The organism is Gilliamella sp. Imp1-1 (genome assembly GCF_001690415.1).
Taxonomy (GTDB): Bacteria; Pseudomonadota; Gammaproteobacteria; order Enterobacterales; family Orbaceae; genus Gilliamella; species Gilliamella bombi.
Genome location: NZ_LZHK01000051.1, coordinates 1 through 4,290 on the forward strand (window position 1 = coordinate 1; position 4,290 = coordinate 4,290).

At 31.9% G+C, this 4,290-nt stretch carries 4 protein-coding genes and 1 pseudogene; 1 reads left to right on the top strand and 4 read right to left on the bottom strand.

What is annotated here, in order from left to right:
* Positions 1–112: pseudogene (locus A9G38_RS11985) on the bottom strand (IS5/IS1182 family transposase); the annotation flags it as partial.
* Positions 113–313: 201 nt separating this feature from the next.
* Here A9G38_RS11985 and A9G38_RS05130 point away from each other — a divergent pair.
* Positions 314–1,036 (top strand): outer membrane protein, encoded by a 723-nt coding sequence (locus tag A9G38_RS05130; protein WP_034915625.1) that lies wholly within the window; start codon positions 314–316, stop codon positions 1,034–1,036.
* 448 nt (positions 1,037–1,484) lie between these two features.
* On the opposite strand, the gene A9G38_RS05135 is transcribed toward A9G38_RS05130, so the two are convergent.
* From A9G38_RS05135 to A9G38_RS11655, 3 genes are all read right to left on the bottom strand, one after another.
* Positions 1,485–2,468, bottom strand: a complete 984-nt coding sequence (locus A9G38_RS05135) for an AEC family transporter (RefSeq protein WP_034915628.1) — start codon at positions 2,466–2,468, stop codon at positions 1,485–1,487.
* Positions 2,469–3,222: 754 nt separating this feature from the next.
* Complete coding sequence (locus tag A9G38_RS05140; RefSeq protein ID WP_081297951.1) at positions 3,223–4,032, bottom strand: LysR family transcriptional regulator; 810 nt, start codon at positions 4,030–4,032, stop codon at positions 3,223–3,225.
* 63 nt (positions 4,033–4,095) lie between these two features.
* Positions 4,096–4,290, bottom strand: a 195-nt coding sequence (locus A9G38_RS11655) for a transposase (RefSeq protein WP_141671338.1), incomplete at its 5' end; no start/stop codon positions are given.

A 4,290-nucleotide genomic window follows, 5' to 3' on the forward strand; every position in this document is an offset into this window, starting at 1 on the left:
GGATCCCTTCAAACGTCATCCGATGCTCGGATTTATTATAAACTCGGCCGGTATTTTTCATTATTTGTAGTAGCTTTTCCCACCGTTTATCTGTTAGCATTGTTCTTGGCATGATGAATCGAGTTATGGTTGTTTTTGGCTGAATTATTATAACTCACATCATGCCGTCTAAAAAATAATCATGAAAGATCAACACGCCCTAGTTACAGCTTTTATTTTTTGTTAAAAAAACTTCCTAATACCTTAAATTGATTTTTAATTTATTTGCTTTATAATCAGCAAGCCTTAAACAACCATAATAAAGGAAATAAAAATGAAGAAGACATTAATTGCACTAACAACTTTTGCTTGTTTTTCAAATTTTGCTTATGCTGAAACAAATGAACTTTACCTAGGAGGTCAATTAGGCGCTTCTATAATAAAAGCGAAAAATATTAAGGATACCTTACATTATAGTCACGGCGGTGTTATCAACGATGGTATTTTTGACTCAATGCATAAAACTAAATTAGCTGGCGCTTTAAATTTAGGTTACAACTTTTCTAATTATGATATTCCTGCACGTGTAGAATTATCTCTTACCTTACGTGGCAATACAGATAAAAAAGAAAATAGATACACTGATTATGAAGAATATCGTCTTCGTACTACTCAAAAAGTCAAAACCCGCATGAATACATTAATGTTAAATGGTTATTATGATATTGATATTGACTCACCAATTACTCCATTTATTGGTGCGGGATTTGGTGTTGCCTTCACTAAACTAGAAAATAGCCATAAGGAAAAATACAACGTTTCTGTTGATGGTTCTAATTATGAACGTTCATTATCAAAAACAAAAACAAAGTTTGCATGGAATGTTGCTGCTGGCGTAGCTTATAAGTTGAATAATAATATGGTTGTTGATTTCACTGCTCGTTATGTGGATGCAGGTAAAGTAAACATCAAAAAACATAATGAATACTATCGAACTAATGCTAGTGCTGAGCTAAGTTCAATTGATTTATTAGCAGGTGTTCGCTATAGCTTCTAGTTAGCAAACTAAAAAAGACAATGGCTCTTTTTAGTTTAGTTACCAATATTATCGCTACATTTCTTGCTATTGTTAATGTGTAGAAAAAAACTGGGTTATTTACACTTCATGGTTAAATAACCACTCCAAAATCCCATAAGGCGTTTTTTCTAAAATCACCTTATGGCGGTTAACAAAATTATAATAATTAATCAATTAAGACTTAGTCTTCACCTTTTGAATCACTACATACTTGTTGATTACGCCGTATCTTAATCCAAAGTTGGTATTACTCTTTTTACTTTTCCATTCATTTGTGAGCAGCAAGTTTAGTTGATTTTTGAAATACGATGGTTATTATTACTGTAAACAACCGAGTAATTCCAGCATGGCTTGCCAAAGAAACATGTAATTGATAATAAAAGCTCTCATCTAAAATTAAATGAGAGCATTTATATTTAGCTTTTAATTAAGCAACACCTGGAATGGTGAAGTCCATAATAAGCAATAAGGTTGGTAAAATGAAGATAGATAAAACTGTTGATGCAAAGAAAATGCTTGATGCTTGTTCTTGCTCAACATTCCAATTGTAAGCCAAAATAACCGCTGTTGATGCCGTTGGCATTGCCAATAAGAAAACTAACTCTTCAGCTTCCATACCTGTGATACCAAATAGATATACGGAAATAAGTGCAATAATTGGTGTAATGAAACTTTTCAACACAACATTGATCATTAACGGTTTAGATAATTTCAATTTAACACCATGAATACCAACACCGACCGCAATAAGTGAAATAAAGTTACAAGCATTTGACATAATATCAAAAGTGTTAAACACAAAATGTGGTAGCCATTTAGTACCATCGGTAACGCTCACAATTAACCCTAAAATAACGGCCAAAAACATTGGCTTCATAAGTGAATTTTTTACTGCACTAAAGATCATACCACCGGTGACTTTACCGCCAGACAGTTTAGTATCACAAAGTTCTAATAAAAATATTGTCATTGGGATCAATGATAATGCAACAACAAAATTAGCAATCGCAACGGAAATAGTTGATGCAGCCCCTAACATTAACGTCAAGAAAGGAACTCCCATCCCGCCCATGTTGGGAAAGCAACATAGCATTGCATTCATAGCCGTCGACTTTAACTCTTTGTGCAAAATGTATTTATTGGTTAAAAAACAAATTATCCATAAAAAAGACATAGTACAGAAAAACGCAATCATCCAAATGCCATTGAATATTTGCGACGGTTTAGCATGAGACGTATGCACAAAAAGTAAAGCAGGAAAGACAAAGTTTGATACCAGTCCTGATAATAATTTTTTAGAATCCTTCGAAAAGATCCCTTGTTGTACACATAACCAACCAAGAAAAATTAATAAAAAAACCGGAAGACAAGAACTAATAACTTGTCCTACTGCTGACCAGATCAGATTCATTTTTTAAAACTCCTAAAATAATATTACTAAAAATACAAATTCGGTAAATGGTCGGTAACTTCAGATTAGATATTATATTTATAGACCTAGCTAAAATAAGTGGGTAACAAAATCAAATATATTTATTACATGTAAAACGATATTTTTCGTTGTTGAAACTTGATATTATTAAATGCGATTTCGCACTCATTATGTTTAATTAAAGACATTCTTTAATGAAAACCTTTGTTATATTCAAATGTAAAATATAGTAACTTAGGTATTATTATACTTATTCTTCTCGACCTTGTGTAAATCAAGATCTACTAACTGTCTTAAAAACTCATAAAAACATTAAAACTTTGCTCTAAGCTTGTTAATAATAGAGTTTTATTTCTTTAAAAAACAATCAATAAGAAAATATAAAACATGAGTGTTAAATTATAGTAAAAATTAATATTGCACTAAAATTTCTTAAATGATGCTTTTTTATAATGTGTTATTCATTATAAAAAAACATACCTATTATAGATAATAATTTGATTTACTTTATTTATATAGAATTGCTGCCACAAAGCCTTATTATTGATATTCATATAATGACAATAAATCTTGAAAACAATATATAGTAAAGATTGTTTCTGAATAATCAATTAATAACTAGCATAATGTAAATCATTTCTGTGTTATTGTAAAATCAGTAATACATTTGACTATTTTTTGTCTAAAGATTTTTTACATATCAAATAATAACGGTTATGTTTTAACTAACTGATCATTGATAATTTTTTAGTTCGCTAACTAAAAAATCGATTAAACATCGAGTTCGGAGCGGTAATAATTTACGGCTTGGATAAACGGCATAAATATTCAAATCCTCGACTTTATAATTCAACAAAACACGAACTAAACGGCCTATTTTAATATCTTTACCAATAATAAAATCAGGTTGCAACGAAATACCACCTCCTTGTAACATAATTTGGCGGCAAGTATCGCCATTATTACAATAGATATTCGCTTTTAAATTCACCGAGTAATGGGCATTGTCTTTATAAAAATGCCATTGCTCTTTTTTAGCCCACTGACTATACATCACAATTTTATGATTCAACAAATCATCAGGATCATTTGGTATGCCATATTTAGCAATATAATCAGGCGACGCGGCGGCTATGATTTGCGTAGTTGCCAACTTACGACTAATCAGCGACGAACTTTCTAGCCGACCAATTCGAACAGCAAGATCGTAGCCCTCCTCAAGCAGATCAACCACACGATCTGACAACGTAATATCTAGCTCAATTTTAGGGTATTTATTGATAAATTTTTGCCATAAAGGCGCCAAATGCAAAATACCAAAACTAACAGGCACATTAACCCGAAGAATACCTTGTGGACTTGCATGATCTAAAGTGAGGCTATTTTCTGCTTCTGTGGTAGCATTAATAATGGCTTTAGCTTGCAAATAAAAAATTTGCCCCTCATGGGTAATGACCATTTTGCGAGTTGTACGTTGTAACAACCGAACTTGCAAGCGATTTTCTAATGCTTGAATATAACGTGACACTGCCTGCTTAGACATATTTAACTTAACTGACGCATCAACAAAACTAGGGGCTGTTGATCTTTGCTGTACATAAATTACTCAACAATACATTGGCAGCCACATTAACATAAATGCCAGTGATACCATACTAGCATAATTCCTTTCTAACTTATCGTATCTAGTTGATATTGAACGATATTGCTTGATTCTAGCAAAGGCATTCTCGACTAAATGACGATAGCGATAAAGGCACCTATCCATACTGCTTTTATCTATATCCTTACCATAATTACG

Bases quoted from the DNA above. Each gene is read 5' to 3' on its own strand.
- A9G38_RS05140 (WP_081297951.1), bottom strand. From the start codon at position 4,032: ATGTCTAAGCAGGCAGTGTCACGTTATATTCAAGCATTAGAAAATCGC.
- A9G38_RS05130 (WP_034915625.1), top strand. From the start codon at position 314: ATGAAGAAGACATTAATTGCACTAACAACTTTTGCTTGTTTTTCAAAT.
- A9G38_RS05135 (WP_034915628.1), bottom strand. From the start codon at position 2,468: ATGAATCTGATCTGGTCAGCAGTAGGACAAGTTATTAGTTCTTGTCTT.